The sequence below is a fragment of the Mesobacillus selenatarsenatis SF-1 genome (genome assembly GCF_000813125.1).
Taxonomy (GTDB): domain Bacteria; phylum Bacillota; class Bacilli; order Bacillales; family Cytobacillaceae; genus Mesobacillus; species Mesobacillus selenatarsenatis.
Genome location: NZ_BASE01000019.1, coordinates 95,885 through 115,909 on the forward strand (window position 1 = coordinate 95,885; position 20,025 = coordinate 115,909).

Here is a 20,025-nt window from a genome sequence, read left to right on the forward strand (position 1 = left end):
CCCAGAACACGGGAACGGTGCCCCTGCATTTCTGTCCCTCGCATCTCATTTGGGTTGCGCAATTTAAGAAATGCTAGTTTGCCCAAGTCCCTCTAAATGCAAAAGGGCTTGTCAAACTCCACAGAGACACAGAGACGGTACTCTGAACAAAAAAAAGGAAGCAAAAGGTCCGTCCCCCTTGCTCCCTGTTTGCTTTCTTTTTTTGTACACGCTCCATCTTTCTGGACAAGATTAGCTCAAGTCGTCTCTTAAGTTCTTACCCATGCATCGGTATCATATCCCCTAACTTGCCAGTAGCCTTCGTGAACATGATCAATGGCTTCGATTCTGACAAGCCATTTCACGGATTTATAGGCATACATTTTGGGAACAATCAGCCGGACGGGACCACCATAGTCTGACGGGATCAGCTCTCCATCCATGAGCACAGCGACCATGACATCATCCAAGGCTGCCTGCTCAAGGGATAATGAGTCCGTATAGACACCGTCGTCCGAGTAAAATTTTAGATGGGAGGCGTTCTCTTTCAGCTTTACCTTCTTCATGAGATCTTTCAGCAGGATGCCTTCATACGTGACATGAAGCACGGACCATCCCGTAACGCAGTGAAAATCACTGACCTGGACTGTCCTCTTCAATTTGACGAATTCTTCCCATGACAACGACACTGGTTCATCAACCAGTCCATCAATCGTAAAATTCCAATTTTCATTGTTAAAAACCGGTGTCTCCGTTACTGTATAAACACGGAATTTGCCTTCATACCCTCCACCAATGGGAGGGGAGGATTGCGTAGCGGGTATTGGCAGGGGCGAAAGCTCATTTGTGCTGTTCAGCGCCACTTCCTTTAGTGTCGATCCCCCATCATCCGTCACTTGTTTCAGCCATTTAAAAATGGATGGACCCAAAAAGATCGCAAGCAAAGAGACAATGCCGTATTTGAAAAACCCTCTGCGGCTGAAGGCATATAGTTCTTTCTTTTTTTCTGGCAGTTGAACTGATCTTTTCCGAAACCAGCCTGACCTAGTCACAGAGTGGAAAAGGAGAACCGGCAGACCAATCCAGGTGAATACATCATGTACGATCAATGAAGCTTGAACGAGTTCTTCTGGAAGATTCCTTTGAAAAGTTAGAACCGTACCGCTAATAATCCAGCCGATGATCAATCCAATAACCATCGCAAGATTCCGTTTCTTCCCTTGTTGTTTTTCTATGACTTTGTAATGGAAAGCAAAATAGCGGAAATAAAGCAGAAGGAATGCAACAGTTGCAAAACCGACCCAAATATGGGCATCCTTCAACATGACACGGTATGAAGCCAACGGCCCCCTTAAAGAAGGAATGAAAAGCAAAATCCCGCTTATGAATAAAAATAAGGTAGCATATCCATTCAGATGGTGAAGTCTTTTTAATCTTTTCCACATTTCGCTGTACCCACCTCTCGCTTATTCAGAAGCCTGAACCTGAAGCGTCTTCAATACTTTCTAGACCGATTGCCCCTCCTTGGAACTGAACAAGAGGCACAGGGACGGTTTCCTTGTGTGGAACCAATATTATTATGAGTATTTTGTTTATACCTGCTTAAGTCTTTGAACAACAAGACCATTTAAAATACCATTCAAACAGGACGGGCATAAAGATAAATCACACCAACATCTCACATGATTCATATTCCAATAATCTATAATTATAGACTACTAACTTTAATATATTCTAATTTCAATGGGCTGGAATGTACCGATGGAAGACATATGGACAATTCAAGAATGATGAAAAACAAAATAAAGGCCTTCCCTGCCAATGGACATAATTCAGTCTCTTTTGCAATGCAAAACGCGAAAAAGGGAACACAAAAATCCCATTTTCATGCTCCTTATCAGTGTGCTATTTACAGTGTTATTCTTATGATAAAACAAAAAAAGAATTAGACCCATTTAGAGTTTGCTATTTGGTAAAGAAATCACTTATACGGTGCGTTGATTCAGGAAGGATTGATGCACTTTTTTGTTGAATTCCTTATTGAACGAAGCAGGGGTTAATGGAAGAGTGCTGTAAGAGACGAAATAATAGCATTTATAGTGTATTTTAATATTGGGATTCGTAAAAAGGAGGATTATACTTTTGAATATTTTAATTTTAGGTGCAACTGGACGAGTTGGAAGTCAAATACTAACTTATGCCCTTCAGGATAGACATCATGTTACTGTATTAGTTCGCACTCCAGAGAAGATTCAAATAAATAGTGGAAATTTAACCATTATTCAAGGGAATGTTTTAAATAACAATGATATAGTACGTGCAATGCATGGGATTGATGTAGTTATTAGTGCACTAAATACTGATGGCACAACCACTCTTTCAGAAAGTATGCCACTAGTTATCAATGCAATGGAAAATGAAGGTATACAACGAATTATCAAGATAGGAACCGCAGGGATCTTACAAAGTAGAACTACGCCAACCGTAATTCGTTATCAGTCAAGTGATTCAAAACGTAAATCAACCCGTGCAGCAGAAGAACATCATAAAGTTTACGATATGCTGAAACAATCAACACTCGATTGGACGATTGTATGTCCTACATATTTGCCAGATGGAGAAAGAGAAGGTCAATATCGAATTGAACGTAATTTTTTGCCAGAAGGTGGTATGAAAATATCAGTTCCGGATACAGCAGAATTTACTTATCGTCAGATAGAAAGTAGCGATTATTTCCATACACGTGTAGGAATCGCCTACTAATAATATTCTCTTACATTATTGCTTGCTGTCCAAGGTGAAATTTATGGTTTTGAGAAAAATTGTGCGTAAACTAAAGGGGACTTTACTTTAACACAAAGAATACAAAAGAAAGGAGCTAGGATTTTTCAGATCTAGCTCCTTCTTTATTGCTAAATAGTTTGCGATTTGGTTTGCTAATTCATAGACAGAAGCATAGGGACGTACCTTTTGCTTCCAAAAACAATTACAAAAAGAGGAGCAAAAGGTCCGTCCCCTTGCTCCCAGGCGTTATTTTAAGTTTCACCCTTTATATCCCTGACCGCCATACCTTTTCGCCCAGTTCTCCTTTAATTCAGGGGTGCCGTTTGGGACAACGTATGTATCAAGGACCTTATGGACTTTTTGTTCGTTGACTAGATTATAAGTAGAGAGTTTGACTTTTTTGTTATTCATGGTCGTGATTGCAATGTATTTAAAACCGTTGCCACCCCACTTGATATCCTTGATATCGCTGATCCGGACACTTTTTTTCCTGCCTTTTAAATAGCCATCCTGTACGGTTATGACAGCTCTGCCGGATAACAGCATGGACAGCATCCTGATGAGCATCGAACCAAAAACCAGCAATCCAAACACACCGATGAGGACTCCGAAAAATCCTTTTACAAAACTTACGTCTGGAACGATAAAGAAAATTAATAGTGAAGCAAGCGTCATCAGGCCTATGCCAGTAATCATACAACCAGCCCCGACGTTTGTATAAACGACCTCTACTTTATCGTCTGAAACGATAATATTATGTTCTTCCGTGTTATGCTCGATTTTATTTTCCATCACTCACCGTTTCCTTTACTTTAACCTCGATACTGTTCTCAATGAGAGTTTTGACCATTTCCCGGTTGCACGGTTTTACATAAAAGCCCTCTTCCCTTTTTTCAATCATCCAGTTGTTTGCCTGATTATTCGTAAACAAGACAAGATTTGTGGCTTCTGGCTCTTTTACTTCATTGAATTCGAAAAACAGCATTGTATTCAATAATCCGTTTGACTCTTTCAATGATTCGTAGAAATTATTCTTTGTTCCTTCGTATTTTGGGAGCTCAAATAGCGCAGAATTGTCCTCCAACGAATCGATCATGACTTCAAATTCTTGCTGGCTCAATGAAAAACCATTTGTTCCTGTTTCCCTATCATTTTGTATATAATAAAAATCTGAAACCAGCTCGCTTACTTCATTAAGCGTAACAATAGAGAACACATGGATTTGCTCATCATAAAAGAGAGAATGCTGGATAAAACCGTTTCCTGTCAAATGGTAGGATACAGCTTTTTCTCCCCCCTCCCCATCATGCCTGGAAACCTTTATTGATTGATCTGAGTAATTGAGGGTGGCAATTATGTCAGCCAGTTCTTCCACAAGTGTAAATTTATGATTTTTATAGCTTACTAAGCTTTTAGACAACAATGAACGGGTTGAGATTTGCAGCAAGAGATCCATTTTTTCATCATCCAGATCACCGAAGTAAACTTGCTTCAATGCGTTTCCCTGTTCAAAAAAACCTTCGCTGTAAAAGCAATAGATTAATTCCTCAATCGAAAGCGAAATTTTATCCATACTCTCCTCCTAATTTCCAAATGATAGTTTTCCGAAAAAGGATTTCGAACTATCCAATAGGTTTGCTGCATGTGATTTTACATCACTAATGGCTTCTTTCGCATTGTTGAAGCCCTCCTTGACATTCCTTACGCCTGAAGCAACTGCCTCTGTACCTTTGTGAATAGTGTCCTTAAACCGCACTGATTGTTTGTCGGTCCAGGCAGAGGTCATTGAGGCCACTTTATCTCCAAGCATACTGCCGAGATAACCCCCAACAGTGGCGCCCGCTACTGTACCTAAAGGACCGCCCAAGCTTCCAATAATACCGCCAATTACCGCTCCACCAACTGAACCAGCTGTTACTGTACCGGTCTTGACAACAGCCCTTCCTACCACCTTAGCATTTTCCTCTTTTAATTTTTCTCCACTGTACATGCCATAGTTTTCGGTGATTTTAATGCCTGCTCCTACTGACTCCACACCTGCTGTAATAACTGTTGCCAGAAGGGCATTGGCTCTGATAAGCTTACCGCTGTTTTTCAGGATACTGCCTGCCTGGCTTTTTACAGCCTCGAATCCGCTTTTAAAAGTGCTTGAATCTCTGAGCACTTGCTTTAATGTAGAAACGCTATTGCTTAGATTCACCATATCCTTAGGATAATAACTCGCCATCTTTTTATATAGCAGATCCGCTAACGGCTTTTTCCGATTATAGACTAAATATAATGGGTTCACCATCATCCTCGCCATGAAGTTCAGCGGGCGTGAGTTTTCGATTCGCTGAATCGTGCTTGCGAGTGGGATATTAAATTTCCCCGCCTTTATGTACTCTGCTACATGGAACTTCTTAAAGACATCATCAACATCGGTGAACCTGAATCCGAGCAGATGCATCAAGCCTGCTCCTGCCGAATATTGGGCTCCATGTAATATATGTTCCAGATGCCCGGCTATAGAATGGTATTTGTCATATAGTCCGCTCGCATACCGATCGTTTATCATTTTATCAAGAGCTAATGCAAATGCTTCTTTGACTTCCTCTGCCTGGCCATTTACACGCTTTTCCGCTACTGAATATTGGTTTATTGTATTGGCGGTGTAGGTTTTCAGCTGAACCATCTTTTGTTCAATGCGATCTATGGACGCTGTTGCCCTGGACAAACTTCCGCCTATTCCTCTTCTATTTATAATTCTTGGATCCATACTGGATTTCACACTGGAAATACCACTCTCAACACTGATCAGCCTGGAAATATTTTGACTCAAACCCTGTAGGGAGGAGTTTACCTGTTTGGGATTAAAAACAATTTTAGAATACAAATTAATCACTCCTCTGAAAATTTGGTGAACTTTTCCACTTTACACTAATTATAAATGAGAAATAATCTTAATTAAATAACTACATTTTCCTATAAATAGGTGTAAAGGTGTGTTTTTCCGGCTGTCATTCAGGTCTTATCACCCATTCCCGTTATGTTTTAAACCAGTTTAACTTGTGACACAAAGAGATCAGGGACGATTCTCACGTCGCATTCGGGAACCAAAATAATTAAGAAAAACGGCAAGCTTAACATCGTAACTAACGTTTAGATTGGTCAATTAAAGAAGATAGCGTAATTTTGTCTATCCCCCTTCTTCTGCAAAGTTGCCACCATCATTCCAGCAGCTTTCTGGAAGTGGGAATTTTTCAACAAAAACACTTACCCGTTAATTTCTGACCGTATTGCTGCCGAATAAATCGAATGAAACTCTAGAATTGCCCCCTTATCTAAAAATCTACTCGAAAACTTTCTATAATGATAAGATGGTGCTACACTGAACTATTTTGTTGAAATGAGGTGTGGCTTTTGCTTGTATTTGAAACGGAACGTTTGAAAGTCCGCTGGCTAGAAGTCAGTGACCAAGAGTTTATTTTTAAATTACTGAATGAACCAGGATGGCTAAAATATATTGGAGATAAAGGCATTCGGTCGCTTGAGGATGCTAAAAATTATATTTTAACCGGGCCAATAAAGATGTACGAACGGTTTGGGTTCGGGCTTTTTGTGGTTGAACTAAAAGAGAGTCAACTGCCGGTTGGTTTATGCGGCTTGATTAAAAGGGATGGGCTAGAGGATGTCGATATTGGATATGCCTTTCTTGCCGAATACCAATCAAGAGGATATGCCTTTGAATCAGCAAAAGGAACATTGGAATATGCCCGTAAATTAGATTTGAATCGGATCGTTGCCATTACAACCAAAGACAATGCTTCCTCCTCCAAACTCCTTGAAAAGCTTGGTATGTCTTTTGAAGGATACGTGACTCTTCCTAAAGACGATGAGGAGCTTAAGCTCTATGCTATAAATGAAACAAAATAATAGATTTGGGGAGGTACCCTTTGCTCTTTTTTGGCTCATTGGAAATGAATTGAGTTACTTAACAGAAGCATCAGGTACGTCCCCATGCTCCGTTCGGAGAATAGTCTTTTAAAAGTTAAACACCTGGTTTTACCAACCAGGCGTTATTTTCAGATAATTATTTAATTGTTTATACTAACTAACTTCCCCTCCAAAGCCTCAATATACCTCTTAGCGGAATTTTGAACAGACTGATGGGCATCTTCCATGATGACACGATGAAATGCATTATATATTCTGTCAAACTTTAGAACGCTGACTTTAGCTGCCATCTCCTGAACCTTGTTAGCTGGCAATGGAATAAGGTTAGGATAACTATACATGAAACTTACCCATTGTCGATCGGCCACTATTTGAATAATATCACCAGTAAGAAGGACCCCTTGCTTGCTCACATCATTTTCCCAGTGTAATACACTTCCCCCACTAAAATGACCACCCAAACGATACAATGTTATACCCGCATCAAGCTCCAGAGAATCACCAGACCAGAATATGATCCTGTCACTCGGCCTAGTGACCCACTGGCGATCAGCTTCGTGGATATAAATGCTTGCTCCGAATCGTTCAGCCCATTCCACCTGTGTCGAATAATAATGCGGATGGGATAATGCGATGGCATCAATTCCTCCTAGAGAATAAATATCCTTTTCTGTTTTTTCGTCCAGGTAGGTGATGCAGTCCCATAACAAGTTGAACCCATCATTCCGAACTAAATAAGCTGTCTGCCCAATAGCAAACGAAGGAGTAGTAGTAAGGCTGTACAGTCCTTCTTCTTCTTTGATAATGGTATTTTTATATTTCCCTGAATCTGCGAGCTGTTGAAGCGTTGTCCACGACTGTCCATCCGGATGGATGTACTGTCTTTCGTCAGCGCAAATCAAGCAGGTTTCAGGAGCATGAGCAGAATTGGAATATTGGACACCGCAAGTATTACATATATAATGGTTCATTTTGAACACCTTCCTATGATTTTTCTTATCTTTATTATAAGAAAGCCATTAAGCGATCTCTTCGGAAGAATGGTGTAACCTATCTACAACTTTTGGCTGAGATTTTTTTCTTTATCGGATTTTGCTCTATCCAAATTTAAAAGAGGCATTAACTAACCTCCCTTTATTAAGCTAGCACTTATAAGCTTCCACAGACTTTATTTCGACTCCCGAATGGGACAAGAGAACCGTCCCTAAGTCTCCAAAGACGTCGGACCATCCCCTTGTAGCAGAACGTCATTTAGTTCATTATTCCTAACTTTTGAGAATTCAAAAAATTTTTTCGTGAATTTTAGGTAAATAGGTTTATAAAAATGTCTAATAAGGTATGTAATATCAGTTGTAAAGTTATTAATTCGGGGGTAAAAAAATTGAATAACATCAATGATTTAAGAGAAGAAATCAAAAACTACTTTAAAGATAATGGTGGAATATTTGATGAGACTTTACTCTCTCAAGCAGTTAATGTTTCGGGGAAAATCACTGAGATTTTAGAAAAAGGAAACATTGACCTTTTAAGAAATGCCAGGAAATTAATTTTCTTCATAATTAATCAAAATGATAAGGATCTAATCGCTTTTGCAGAAGAGGAGGGAATTGCCTGGGCAGGACATTCTCTAACTCTGTCTTTAAAATTAGAATGGATTCAAGCAATCAGAAGAACTTTGTGGCAGATTATTGGTAAAATTGATGAAGACAAGAACCTAACTGATGGAAAAAAGGATTTTTATGAAATGGAAGAATTCATAAACGAACAAATAGACCAATTCCTTAACAGTTTCTTTCTCAGTTACTCAAAATATAAAGATCAAATGCTCCACAAGCAAAGAGAAATGGTCGAACATTTGTCTGTCCCAATTATTCCAGTAAGTGAGACCGTTTCTGTTTTACCTCTAATTGGCACAATTGACTCCTTTAGAATTGTGATAATTGAAGAGAAAGTTTTAAACGAAATAGCTAACACAAGGTTCCAAAATTTAGTTATCGACCTATCCGGTGTAGCCATGATGGATAAGGATGTTATTGACTACTTCCAAAAGATCCTGACTGGAGTGGCCATGATGGGCTGCAAAGCTATTCTAACCGGACTCCGACCGGACCTTGTAAGAAAAATGGTCCATGGAGGTATTCTTTTTGAAAAAGATACACAAACAAGAGGGACTCTTAAAGAGACATTAAAAGATTACCTTTAATTGCAGGAAAAAGACCATTCGTTGGTCTTTTTCTTTTATTTTGACATTATAAGAGACACAGGGACGGTTCTGCTGTCTCATACATTTACATATTTTAACTTCTTAAAGATATCCCTACTCCCTGATTTAATTGTGAGATTACGATGTTTGCAGGAAAATTATAAAGTTAGAAGGTAAGTATTCCGTCAACTGTAAGTTCATTTCAATTTCTGCGACGTGAGAACCGTCCCCTTGTCGCAAAGCCTTCTCAATCATATTAAAAGAGGATAGACAAAAGTCTATCCTCTTTTCCACATAGAGACATTATGCCTTAGACCACTTTATCTTTTGTAAGACTAATAAGGACTTGTCGCTGTAAAGGTTAACGGTACATTTGCTCCTGAATATAATCCAACATATACATAGCGTGTGCCGCCCGGGATGACTCCTGCTTCGTTCGCCCCAGAAGTCGCGACACTCCCAATCAGTTCAAAGTTCTTATTATAGAAGTAGACATCGTAGTCATACGATCCGTCATTGCTTCCTTTTAGTGTGAAGTTATGAATCCCATCGCCATATTGCTCTGGAAGGGTAACAACATATCCATCTACACCCTGGGATGCCGGCTCTGGATTTTGCGTCGTCACGAACTCGTTCTCTGTGACGGCTAGTGTCGCTGGCACACCTGCCAGGCTTCCGATTCCTGTTCCTGCATTCCCTGCCTGCACGGTACCTTCCGCAACAAACGGTTCTTCTGGTTCTAGTTCTAACGGTTCAATCTTTGATTTTTGCTCAGAGAAGGCTTGAACCTCAGCCACTTGAACAAAGCCTTTTGTATTGTCTTGTGCATCATGCGCGATAAATTTTAGATATTTTGCTTCTACAGTTTGCGGAAGATCGATTCCCTGGTAATGAAGGTCAGCTATCGTTGGCCTTGGCTTCCCGGCTTCAAATTTCCCTTTCCAGACAGTCGTGAAGTTTTCTCCGTCCATTGACGTTTGCAGACTGAAGTTTTTCAGTGTGGCAAATCGTGAACCGGAAATGTCCTTCATGGCACTTACTTGAACATGGGAAATTTCCACTGGTTCATCTCCTGCAAGGTCTACGATGAAGTCCGCGCCAAGGAAGCCATTTTCTTGCGTATTTGAGGCGAACACACTTGCTTCTGTGTCGTCAATCGCAAACTTAACCGGGTTGCTGTCCGATGATCCGGATACGCTGGAAATCGATGCTCCGTTAAAGGATGATGCAACGTTTGGTCCAATGGTAAACGTCAAGCGGTTCTTCTCCCCTGCCTTGATGGCAACATCACGAATGGTCCTTGATCCAAAACCTTTTGCCTGGATCGTAATGTCATAAGTTCCTTCTACAATATATGCCCCGAAGTCGCCCTTTTGGCCCGATACGGCAAGTGGACTTGTTCTTGCTTCGAATTCACCAATGATGATTCGTGCATCCTGGATCGGTTTATTTGTAGCAGCGTTAACCACTTTTCCAATCAGCTGGCCATTTCGCTGTCCAACTGGATGGTTGAATCCTGGAACCGGGTCTGTATCGTCTCCGCCTTTGGATAATGCATTTGCTCCTAACCCGCGCTGTGCGAATGCAGTCCATAAAGCATCATAGTGCTTTCCATCGAAGCGTTCAAAATCGGCGGCAAGTATCGCCGTTCTCATGTCTTCCATCGATGGGTTCGGAACGGAGATTGGCATGGCATCCATGACAAGATGCTCGATGACTGATTCTGCTTCCGTTTTTCCAAGTTGATCAATTAATGCATCTCTTACATGCCATAAAATAGCTGCCCAAATGTCGCCGTCAGAGTGAACCTCTGGCCCTCCAACATCATAGCCAACATCTCCATAGTTGTAAGGCGCTTCATCAAGTGAATAACTGCGGATGCCTCGTTCAACATTCCCTGTCACATAGGCTCCCACAACTGGCTTTTCCTGAAGGCCTTTTTTCGCCAGATAGTGCATTCCAAAGAAGTCTCCCCAGCCTTCGCCCATCGAACCCGACTGATGGCTGCCGAGTGCTTCTCCGCCTGCTACGAAACGATTCGTCAATGCATGGGCATATTCATGATAAATAATCCCAGCATCAAAATCACCATCTGCATATTGTCCTTCAAATGCGCCTGGTATCGGTTCCCAAAGGAACATTCCACTCCACGCAGGAATCCCGTCAGGCAGCGTCAGCATGTAGGCGTTATCTCGTCCTGTATACGTTGGCGCACCGCCTGACAGTGCTCCTGCCTGGACAAGACCTAAGATGGCATCGCCGTCCAATCCGCCTTTTCCGTAGTTTGAAAGCTGAAGGTTCCCGGCTGCTTCTGTCCATCCAAGGTTGTAGAAATAGTCGTGGAATAGATTATGATGATAGAACAAGTTCGTCGCAGCACTGTTTAAATCCTCTGCATAGGATGGCGGTGTCGTTTGCCCGTTTGTTTTTTGCCACGCGTTTTTAAATAAGTAGCTAAAATCGCCGTCTAACGCAAGCGGACGAACAGCCTGATCGGCCGGGACTAAAAAATTGCTCCAGTTCGCATACGAGTTGGCGTTGTTTCCAAATGTCGTCAATCCCAAGCTTGTGCCAGGAATGAGCCAGCCTTTTGGTGACGCCTTTGGATCCCCTTTAAACGACTTCACAACTTGAGTTCCGCCAGCCGGTGCACCAGGGTAGTTCTCAAAAATGAGCCCCTCTGTTTCTAATAGAGTGTCAACGAGGGAACGCTGGTATAAAAGCTTGCCATTCGCTGCATCGATCACCATCTCAAAGCCCTCGTTCAGCTCCTTGATAAAAAGTACTCGGTAAGCTGGCCGGACACCGTCCTTCGTAATAAAAGTTGCTTTCTTTACACGCTGCTCAGACGGCAGTACATCTCCTCCGGCAAAAACTGACCAGCCTTTTTCCTTACTTAATAGCTTGGGAACAAAGCTTACGTCTGGCAATTCTAGCTCAACAGCCTTGTTTAAGGCATCTGCTTCTGAAAGCTGAAAATCTGCAATTAAACCTGTTGCACGGCTTAGATTTCCTGCTGCTGACAGGATCTGGCCATCTTTGTTTACCGCGATGATCACTCGTCCTCCGTAAGCTGACTCAATGCCATCAAAGGTTTGCTGAAGAGTGACTGGACGAAGCCCTGTTCCCGGCATTTCAAAATTTTTGCTTACAATAAATGAGTCAATGTCTGAGGACTGAAGTCCAAATAGCTCCGCATTTTGCTTCAACCAGTTGCGCGCAATATTCTCAGCGCTTTCATTAGAAGGAGCTGATAAATAACCCTGATCCTTGATGATGGTCGATGGGGTGCCAAAATGGGTGTCCCACTTAATCTTCGTGCCTGCCCCCACTGATTGTACTAGTGTGTTAGCCGCATCAAGCTGTTTCTGGGTCGGCAGAACACTGTTTACCACATTTCGGACATCATACAGATGGGACTCATGATCCTCATGGATTCCCTCTGCGGTCACCGGGCCTTTTACCTGATCAGCATTTATTCCGCTTGTTAACAAAACCTGGCCAGCCAGCAGCGTCGAACATACAGCCGTCACGAGCTTTCGCTTTTTCATCTACGCAAAACCCTCCTCGAAAAATCTTGATTCAAGGAAAGAATACGTTAGCCTCATTCGTTTTACCTCTGCCGCAAGGGCAAAATACATCCTATAGGTCATTAAAATACTACTAAGACACTATGGAGGATAGGACTTGTGGATGGGAGCGGTGCGGCGGTTCCCGTGAGCTTTGAAAATGAAAGTTAAGATGTATTAATGAGAGACAAAGAGCCCGAGGAATGTGATGTGCACCCCTTAAAGCAAGACACAGACGTGGTTCTGCCGCCCCAATAAGTTACGTTTCCCTATTAACATTGGGCACTATAACCTTCCCTTACCCTATCCTTATTAATTTTTCATAAAGTTTTGTCTCTCTAAGTATTTCAGTACTTTTTTTAAAAACGGATGTGCGATTCCTTCGTATAGTTGGCTTTCGTATATGATGGTGTTTAATTAAAACTTACACTCTAAGGGACGTACCCTTTGCTTCTGTACACTTCAACCGTCCCAGGCCCTAACCTAAATAACACTTACTTTTCCTGGGTGATCCGAACGGTTACTCAATCCCTCAACTTCTCCCATGCAAAAGAAGAAAGTTCACTAGCCCATAAGCCGTATGTCAGCTTTGAGGGATGAACCCCATCACTGAAAAAATCCTCTGCATTCAGGTTCATTCTTGTTCGCCAATCTCTTAGCCGGATTTTTTTATCATTGTAATGGACTCCATTGAACTTTGAGGCAGTAGTCAACAGTTCATTTCCCAATATATCCACCAAATTTCCGATGAACACTCTGATTAGAAATGGAAATGCCGGAAAGTCTTTGATCGGCGGCATATTGGCAAACACGATGGGCACATCCTCAAATTTCGATCTCAAATCTGTAACTAGGTACTCTGATTGCTTTTGCCAGGACCATGGGTTATTTAGTGTAAAGGCATCATTGGCCCCAAGGCCTATTACTATCAAATCCACTTTGTTGTCAGGAATCACCGGAACAATGCTTTCTCTAATCTTTTTTAGGGTATAGCCGCTTTTTGCATACACTTCCCAATGGATCGTCGCTTTCGTTTTTTCTGCTAATTCTTTTGCGAACACACCTGCGAACCCTTCCTCATGATGATTGACCCCCACACCGGCAATTGAACTCTCCCCGAGAAAAATAACTCGAAACTCTTGATCACCTTCAAGCTTCACCATGCCTTTATTTCCTTCCGCTTCTGGTAACCGGGGTGTACTTGCTCTAACCCTCTTTCCTTGAAAATATAAAAATGGCAAAAAAGGAACAATGATGATACTGCCGAAAAAGTATAATAATCTCATATTTTTTTTAACGATCCTTTCACTGGATTTTTAAGGACACAGGAATGGTTCTCCTGTCCCCATAACTACTCCCTTTCAATCATCGGCATCATGACCTTCCCCTTATTCATTATTATTAAAGTTTTGTATCTCTAAGCATTCCAGCAATGTTTATGAAAATTCCTGATGCGATTCTATCGTATACTTGGCCTTCTTATTAGTTAAAGTCGCCATTGCAGATAAAAAGAGAACGTGAAGAAGCTCGTTGCTTCAGTAAGTTATCATTACCCGTGCTGGAGATCCATATATATAGTGTAAAAGCTAACGGGAGTAGAAATTATTGGACAAACAAAATAGCAAGTTTCGGTGGGTTGTATTTGTTTCCGTATTGTTAACTTACTTATTAATGTCGAGCCAGCGAACAGCTCCGGGATTGATTACAGAGCAGGTGATGAAGGATTTTCATGTAACAGCAACAACGATTGGATTACTAACGAGTATGCAATTCTTTGTTTATACTAGTTTGCAAATTCCAATGGGGATTTTGGCTGATCGGTTCGGGCCCAATTTTTTCCTCATTTTAGGTGCAATTGTTACTGGGTTAGGCACCATCATTTATAGTCTTGGGACCCATGAGTTTGTCTTGTTTTTTTGCCAGAATACTTACGGGAATTGGAGATGCGACTATTTGGGTCAATTTGGTATTGATATTAAGCCAATGGTTTAAAGTACAGGAGTTCGTTAGATTAATTGGTCTCGCGGGAATGACGGGGAGTCTTGGATTCCTTCTCGCGACCGTTCCTTTCTCGGCGTGGATTGACTTACTTGGCTGGAGGGCAGCATTTTTTTCTGCGGGCATCGCTTTGTGTTTATCCGGAATTCTTCTATATATTGTTCTTGTAAAGAAACCAAGACAACTCTTTCACAATGAATCGGTAACTGTAAAAGATGAAACTCAACGTGAAAACATTTCGTTGATACTGAAAAGAATCGTTTTGAATCGGCAAGCCTGGGCTTTATTCTTCTGTCATTTTGGAGTTGTTGGCGGCTATGTGGGCTTTATTAGTTCATGGGCAGTGCCCTATGGGATGAATATGTATGATCTGACTCGCTCAGATGCCAGTCAACTTGTAATGGTTGGTCTTATAGGGGCACTAATAGGGGCTCCGCTGACCAGTTGGATTGCAAGTCGGCTTGGAACAATTAAGCGTCCTTATGTAATTGTTCATTTCATTATTTTAACAAGCTGGTCTGCTTTCCTTTTATTTAAAGGGAATCCTCCACTTTTCATGCTCATTTTGCTCTTCTTTATCATCGGCTTTGGATTTGGAGCAAGTGCCTTAACTTTTGCTGTCGTTCGCCAATCCTTTCCTATTAAGGAATCTGGCCTTGTATCCGGTTTTGCGAATACCGGTGGATTTCTCAGTGCTGTTTTACTGCCAGGAATTTTCGGAAAAGTATTGGATCATTTTCAGTCTGTTTCAGGCAGTATGACTGAAGGCTATTCTTATGGCTTCATCATTCCAGTCATCTTTTCTCTAATCGGCTTGTTTGGAGTGAGTACTATTAAGGAAATACGTCAGCCTGAATCGGCAGAACCAGAATCCTCCGTCTAAAATAAGGATGGGCTGAATTTTAAGGGCATGGCCACCTGGACATGTCCATGCCAGCTTTAAAACGCCATTCTTTCATTAGAGCAATAATCAGTTTTTTTACAGATTTTGTTTATTATTTTTATACTTAGATACAATTGTTATCAACAATAGAACTAAAGTAAGCAGAAGAAAAAGGACTGTTCCTAGAAAGCTAAATATCGCAAATGAAGTGACCATGTCCATATCACTTGTTTTTTCCGCCAAAGCCCCTGTTACCTGCCAAGTTATTAAGCAAATAATAAACAAAACAAAGCAGGGTAATAGGTATTTATTTTTCGTTATCATAAAAGTCACCTTTACTTAGGTTTAGTGGATTTTCATAAAGATACATTTCGTTGTTTCACTATCCTGACCCTTTATTCACTTTAAAATATCTAATATCGTCTCTTTAAAACTATCATAAACATCTGACCAAAGAGCCGGTTCCTCTGTATACCTTTTCCTTAAAGAACCAAAGGCTACTTTTTGTTTCTCTGCAAAGGAAGGATCCTCTTTTGGCGGCAAGGCAGCACGAACTTCATCGACGATTTGCTGAGCTTTGGGTGAACGCGGTCCCCACTTTCCAAGTAGATGTCCTTGATTATTAAAGATTAAAATCATTGGAATTGCACGTCCACCGTTTGTTAAGTGGCGATCAATTAAATCTGTATCAGCATCTCGTAATGCGACGCGCATTTCAATATCTGCAGCTTCCGCTAATTTGCGAATAACGGGATTAATCATCATGGCATCTCCACACCAATCTTCGGTAATCGTTAGGAAATGAAGTTGATATTGTTTTAACTCTTCAGCAAAGCCATCTGCCGGGAGTTGAAATTGTTCATAAACAGCAAAACTTTCCTCTTTTAACATGCCCATTTCATTCATATAAGTTTGAATGGATTTTCCCTCTTCATAATACTGTTGATCTGTTTTCATTTAAATTCCTCACTCACTTTTATGTAAAATTTGTCTGGTAATGTAACCCTGGCATCCTGACGGTAACCCGTGCTTTCACCTTGATCCGGATTATCTAATGATAAACGTCTATTGGCGAGAGTATTGTCCATCCATGGATCAGCCCACCAGTATAATTATAATAAAGTTCTAAACGGAACTACCTTACTACCGTTAAAACTGTATGTTCAATATTGCTGCAGTCCCCCAACTTTTGTAACTGAGGAACAACGAATTCGGGTACTATTTTGTACTTATCAAGTTCATCGATTTCAATCCATTTGTGAGTATATCCGTCTTCTTCTCCTTTGAACTCATCTTTATAGTTAACTAATCTATGTTGTTCAGGAATTTCCACAAAGTAATGCATACCTAATTCCTGAATTTTTTTATCCTCTGCCTCTAAAAAATACTCCACTACCCAGCAAAGTTTCATATGGTCTACTTGTAAGCTAAACTCTTCCATTAACTCTCTTTTTAATGTCTCCTCCGTCGATTCAAAATGCTCAACCCTTCCTCCTGGTAAAAACCACTTTTCACTATTAACTGGCCTTTGAAATAAGACCTTTCCATTATGTTTGATAATGGCAGCAGATCTCAAATGAAAGCTTCTATCATTATCTATTGAGAATTTGATCATCATTTTAGCTCCACCCTTTAGCTTCTAAATATAATGCCGCCTTACTTTTAACATTAAAGAGATGCTCAAAAACACTATTCTTTAAAGTCTTTCACTAATCTGCACTTCAGTAAAATAACAAAAATGTCACCGTTGATTGGTGACACTTTGCCCTAAGATTTCCTCTTTTTAACGGGTATCAATAAATCAACTCTACATTTCCCTTCAGGATCTTCGGAAGGGTTATTCATATTGAATTCCAGGTTATATCTTTGGTAATCGGGTGCATAATCGCTATTTGGCAGCCATTCGCCAAACATGTATTGATAAGCAAAATTCAGCTTTTCAGGTTTTTCATAAAAGGAATACAAAGCGTATTGCCCACCTTCCAACTTCCTGAATTTCATATCATTATGGTTTTCTTTTTCAAATCCGTCAGGTAATGAAACGCAGGCATCGTGACGGCAATCCTTGCTTTCAACTTGATCCGGATTATCTAATGATATACCGATAAATGACTGTTGGGGAGGGTATAGTCCATTGCTAGTCGCCCAATGGATAAGCTTTCCCCAGTGTTCTTGGGGCTCAAAGTAACTCCCCATCCGTCTGATATACGCTATTTCTTTTTCAGGTAAGTTCTTTATTAAGATATTCATTTTTCTATCCCTCGTTTGGAAAGATTAGGTCGCTAAACATTTCAACAAACCAGCAATGGTTTTGCTGTCCCCGAAAATGACTTTTCCTTATTAGTCCTGGGCAACATAATTCCCTCATTCATTATTCATAAAGTTCTGTCTCTCTAGATACTTCAGCACTGTTTGTGAAAATTCCTGATGCGATTCCTTTGTATACTTGGCTTTCGTATAAATTTGAGCAAGATTTTTTAATCCTAATTGTTCTGTCATTTCTTTCAGTTTTGGGACGGCCATGTAGCGGTTCCATCCTTTTTCGTTTCGATCTTTGTAGATTTCCAGAATATCTTCATCTGAATAATCATTATACTGGTCGTAGTGAACTAGTCCATGTTTGGGCAGCCGGTCACGTGGGGCAGGGTTTTCTGCTGGATACCCTAATGAATAGCCAACCACGGGGACGACATTTGGCGGTAAGTTCAGCAGTTCTCCAATTTGATCGCAATTCGCAAGCGTAGAGCCCATATAGCAAATGCCAAGTCCCTCATTTTCAGCTGCTAAAGCGCAGTTTTGTGATGCCAAAGCTGCATCAATGGCCCCGATCATAAAGCTCATATAATTATCAAAATGAACAGGTGCATCGTTGAGTTCAAGCCATTTTCTCATTCTATTAAAATCAGCACAAAATGTTAAAAGGATCGGCGCATCAACAACCATCGATTGCTCCATATGGGCATTGTATAATTTATTCTTAAGCTCTTTGTCTTTCGTGACGATGATCGAATACGTCTGCATATTGCCGCTTGATGAAGCACGAATACCCGCCTCTAAAATTTTGTCGAGCAGATCTTGACTAACTTCCCTATCTTCATATTCTCGAATCGATCGGTGTCCGTGGATTACATCATTCAATTCCAAAAGAATCACTCCTAATTATCGGTTATAGACAAAGAGATGACTTTCGATTACACACCTATTCATCAGGAATTAAATATCTACCAATATTTCGTCCTTTAAGCCCGCCAGCCGTTCCTTCCAATCTTGGATATGCTTCAGTCTCGTCTCCTCATCTGCACCGGCCGGGAACAGGAAAGGTTCTAAGACGGTCATCCCACAAAAGTAAAGCTTCTCGTGCTGAATATTGAACAAACGCTCTTCGACTTTGCCTTTTATTCCATTTTCTCCATACTCCGACAGATTCTCTGCGCCATGAGTCACAGATACAATGGCCATTTTCCCTTTCAAGTTCCCTTCTTCATAACGGCCTGGACCGTAGGCAAAGCTGTACGAGAAAACTCGATCAAACCATCCTTTCAATATCGCAGGGGCATCCGTCCACCACATCGGATATTGAAAAATGATTAAATCCGCCCGGGTTACTAATCTTTGCTCTTCGACAATGTCAGCTGCAAAGGTATTATTTTTCAGTGCATGGTATTGTTCAGAAATATAATTTAAACGATTCGGATTTTTAAGCACAAGGAAATCGTCTTTATCTGCAATTGCTTTAAACTTCTTTTCATATAGGTCAGATACTTCTACCTTATGGCCATTCTGTTCCAGGATTTCAACCGTTACATCTTTTAGTGCCCCATTCAAAGATTGTCCGTCCGGATGGGCAAATACGATGAGAACATTCATTTTCTAATCCCCTTACTTATTTTCTCTTTTGTTTATAAAGGAAACCCTCTATACAACGGGACGGTTCCGTCCGTACCCGCGTTTCGATCTTTGTTTCTATTTTTCTATTTCAACCAAATATTGCTTTAATTGCTCTTTTGTTTCAGATGAAAGTGGTGAAGATTTTCTCGTGTGGTCGTCCATTTGCACGATGACGGTATCTGCCACTGCAGCAAGCTTTCCTTTTTGATAGATTCCTTGAAATAAAGAAAAGGAACTGTTGCCAACTCTTGTAATGGCACTGCCAATCTCCACTGTCCCAGGCCACCGTATTTCTGAAATCAAGTCAAGCTTTAGACTCGCTATCACGAACGAGGCGTTTTCAGCATGCAGCGGCTCATTTGCATATAGAAGCTCAGTCCTTCCCGTTTCCAAGAAGGTTGAAAACAGTGCGTTATTTACATGTCCCTGACGATCCGTATCTGCATACCTGATCTTGTCATATGCCTTTAATGGAAAAGCTTCATATTCTGGTCTCATCTGCATCACTATCATTCCTCCTATATCTATGCTTCTAGATTCATTTTCTGCTAGATACCTTCAACACCCTGAGCAATAAATCCTTCTTGAACATACCTTTACTACATTTCTGGAGTAGGCTTCCTCCATTTTATTAGTTGTTCTACAGCATCATTAGCACTTTCTAGACAGGTTTGAGCTCTGCATCCTGAAACCTGTCACAATAACCACGGTTTCTTGACAGGCTTGGGCTCTGTACCTTGAAACCTGTCACAATAACCACGGTTTCTTGACAGCTTTGGGCTCTG

The 20,025-nt window shown here is 40.9% G+C and carries 16 protein-coding genes and 1 pseudogene; 4 read left to right on the forward strand and 13 right to left on the reverse strand.

Translation table 11 applies throughout. The features are described 5' to 3' along the window. Positions 1 to 248: 248 nt before the first annotated feature. Entirely contained in the window at positions 249 to 1,424 is a 1,176-nt protein-coding gene (locus TY49_RS04915; protein WP_041964780.1) for a molybdopterin-dependent oxidoreductase, read from the reverse strand. Between the two features lie 697 nt (positions 1,425 to 2,121). On the opposite strand from TY49_RS04915, the gene TY49_RS04920 reads away from it, so the two are divergent. After that, on the forward strand, positions 2,122 to 2,742 hold the full coding sequence (locus TY49_RS04920) for an NAD(P)-dependent oxidoreductase (RefSeq protein WP_041964781.1): 621 nt from the start codon (positions 2,122 to 2,124) through the stop codon (positions 2,740 to 2,742). Between the two features lie 279 nt (positions 2,743 to 3,021). Here TY49_RS04920 and TY49_RS04925 read toward each other — a convergent pair whose 3' ends face one another. Genes TY49_RS04925 through TY49_RS23840 form a run of 3 tightly spaced genes read right to left on the reverse strand, consistent with a single transcriptional unit; the run spans position 3,022 to position 5,638 of the window. Next, entirely contained in the window at positions 3,022 to 3,555 is a 534-nt protein-coding gene (locus tag TY49_RS04925) for a DUF5381 family protein (RefSeq protein ID WP_041964782.1), read from the reverse strand. After that, positions 3,545 to 4,336 (reverse strand): YfjC family protein, encoded by a 792-nt coding sequence (locus tag TY49_RS04930; protein ID WP_041964783.1) that lies wholly within the window; start codon positions 4,334 to 4,336, stop codon positions 3,545 to 3,547. Before TY49_RS04930 ends, TY49_RS04925 begins: the two co-directional genes overlap by 11 nt. A 9-nt stretch (positions 4,337 to 4,345) precedes the next feature. Continuing rightward, positions 4,346 to 5,638: a hypothetical protein gene (locus TY49_RS23840; protein WP_052442090.1), complete on the reverse strand. Its 1,293-nt coding sequence runs from the start codon at positions 5,636 to 5,638 to the stop codon at positions 4,346 to 4,348. A gap of 527 nt (positions 5,639 to 6,165) precedes the next feature. Here TY49_RS23840 and TY49_RS04940 point away from each other — a divergent pair. Then, positions 6,166 to 6,678, forward strand: a complete 513-nt coding sequence (locus tag TY49_RS04940) for a GNAT family N-acetyltransferase (protein WP_041964784.1) — start codon at positions 6,166 to 6,168, stop codon at positions 6,676 to 6,678. Between the two features lie 161 nt (positions 6,679 to 6,839). Here TY49_RS04940 and TY49_RS04945 read toward each other — a convergent pair whose 3' ends face one another. Then, positions 6,840 to 7,670 carry an MBL fold metallo-hydrolase gene (locus TY49_RS04945; RefSeq protein ID WP_041964785.1) on the reverse strand — a complete coding sequence of 277 codons (831 nt, stop codon included), beginning with the start codon at positions 7,668 to 7,670 and terminating at the stop codon, positions 6,840 to 6,842. A 410-nt stretch (positions 7,671 to 8,080) separates the two neighbouring features. On the opposite strand from TY49_RS04945, the gene TY49_RS04950 reads away from it, so the two are divergent. Continuing rightward, entirely contained in the window at positions 8,081 to 8,902 is an 822-nt protein-coding gene (locus TY49_RS04950) for an STAS domain-containing protein (protein WP_052442091.1), read from the forward strand. A gap of 335 nt (positions 8,903 to 9,237) precedes the next feature. Here the strand turns inward: TY49_RS04950 and TY49_RS04955 are convergent, their stop codons facing one another. Continuing rightward, on the reverse strand, positions 9,238 to 12,453 hold the full coding sequence (locus TY49_RS04955; protein WP_041964786.1) for a M36 family metallopeptidase: 3,216 nt from the start codon (positions 12,451 to 12,453) through the stop codon (positions 9,238 to 9,240). A 542-nt stretch (positions 12,454 to 12,995) separates the two neighbouring features. Next, on the reverse strand, positions 12,996 to 13,634 hold the full coding sequence (locus TY49_RS04960) for an SGNH/GDSL hydrolase family protein (protein WP_198135585.1): 639 nt from the start codon (positions 13,632 to 13,634) through the stop codon (positions 12,996 to 12,998). 442 nt (positions 13,635 to 14,076) lie between these two features. Here TY49_RS04960 and TY49_RS04965 point away from each other — a divergent pair. Next, a pseudogene (locus tag TY49_RS04965) lies at positions 14,077 to 15,352 on the forward strand (MFS transporter). A gap of 399 nt (positions 15,353 to 15,751) precedes the next feature. Here TY49_RS04965 and TY49_RS04975 read toward each other — a convergent pair. The 6 genes from TY49_RS04975 to TY49_RS05000 form a co-directional block, all read right to left on the reverse strand. Further along, entirely contained in the window at positions 15,752 to 16,309 is a 558-nt protein-coding gene (locus TY49_RS04975) for a thioredoxin family protein (RefSeq protein WP_041964789.1), read from the reverse strand. A 178-nt stretch (positions 16,310 to 16,487) separates the two neighbouring features. Continuing rightward, positions 16,488 to 16,970: an NUDIX hydrolase gene (locus TY49_RS04980; RefSeq protein ID WP_041964790.1), complete on the reverse strand. Its 483-nt coding sequence runs from the start codon at positions 16,968 to 16,970 to the stop codon at positions 16,488 to 16,490. 149 nt (positions 16,971 to 17,119) lie between these two features. Beyond that, positions 17,120 to 17,602, reverse strand: a complete 483-nt coding sequence (locus tag TY49_RS04985; protein ID WP_041964791.1) for an AraC family transcriptional regulator — start codon at positions 17,600 to 17,602, stop codon at positions 17,120 to 17,122. Between the two features lie 114 nt (positions 17,603 to 17,716). Further along, entirely contained in the window at positions 17,717 to 18,496 is a 780-nt protein-coding gene (locus tag TY49_RS04990; protein WP_041964792.1) for a nitroreductase family protein, read from the reverse strand. Positions 18,497 to 18,565: 69 nt separating this feature from the next. Continuing rightward, complete coding sequence (locus TY49_RS04995) at positions 18,566 to 19,219, reverse strand: NAD(P)H-dependent oxidoreductase (protein ID WP_041964793.1); 654 nt, start codon at positions 19,217 to 19,219, stop codon at positions 18,566 to 18,568. Between the two features lie 96 nt (positions 19,220 to 19,315). Then, positions 19,316 to 19,744, reverse strand: a complete 429-nt coding sequence (locus TY49_RS05000) for an acyl-CoA thioesterase (RefSeq protein ID WP_041964794.1) — start codon at positions 19,742 to 19,744, stop codon at positions 19,316 to 19,318. Between the last annotated feature and the right edge of the window lie 281 nt (positions 19,745 to 20,025).